Annotated in this window: 1 protein-coding gene; it reads left to right on the top strand. The window is 57.2% G+C overall.

Annotated features, from left to right (window positions below):
• The coding region (locus WM40_RS27200) for a DDE-type integrase/transposase/recombinase (RefSeq protein ID WP_046154669.1) at positions 1-846 on the top strand (846 nt) is incomplete at its 5' end.
• Positions 847-876: the final 30 nt, after the last annotated feature.

Genomic DNA, 876 nt, shown 5'->3' with positions numbered 1-876 from the left:
CTGCGGCCTGAATTTGCAAGCTTGCCGCCATCGCAAATCGTGGTTCGCTTGCTCGACGAAGAGGCGCGCTATCTGGCGTCGGAGTCGACGTTTTATCGGGTGCTGCGTGAGGCCGATGTACAGCATCGCCGCGGGCGAGCGGGCGCACCGCGTCATGTTGGTCCTCCCCGTAGACACCGTGCCGACGGTCCAAACCAGCTATGGAGTTGGGACGTGACCTATTTGAATACGCGCGTGCGCGGCCAGTTTTATTACTTGTATCTGATCGTGGATATCTACAGCCGCAAGATTGTGGGTGCGGAAGTATTCGAGGCGGAAAACATGGTCAATAGCAGCACGGTGATTCAACGCGCGGTACTGCGTGAGCAGAACCTGCGCGCGCCGCTGGTGCTGCATGCGGACAACGGCAGCGCGATGAAGGGCTCGACACTGCAAATCACGTTGGAAAAGCTAGGTATTACCGCCTCGCATAGCCGTGCAAGAGTATCGAACGATAATGCCTTCTCCGAAGCCCTGTTCCGTACCTGCAAGTACCGACCGAGCTATCCGCCAGGGGGCTTCGACAGCCTTCAGGATGCCCGTGTGTGGGTGCATCAGTTTGTGTATTGGTACAACCACGAGCATCGTCATAGCGCGATCCGATTCGTCGCGCCGGCCCATCGGCATGCCGGGCAGGAGCCAGAGATATTGAAGAAACGCCATGCGCTGTATCAGCGTGCTCGAGAACTGAATCCGGCGCGATGGTCCGGTAAGCTACGCAACTGGCAACCGATTGGCTGTGTCTGGCTTAACCCGCAAACACATCATCAAACGCAACATGTGCAAGAAGTGGTAGATGCCGCATAACTCACGTTCCAACTACCTTGACAGTCACCG

The sequence above is a fragment of the Robbsia andropogonis genome, assembly GCF_000970345.1.
GTDB classification, from domain to species: Bacteria; Pseudomonadota; Gammaproteobacteria; order Burkholderiales; family Burkholderiaceae; genus Robbsia; species Robbsia andropogonis.
Note: the sequence above shows the minus strand (reverse complement) of the source record. Positions and strands in the feature narration are given on the sequence as shown.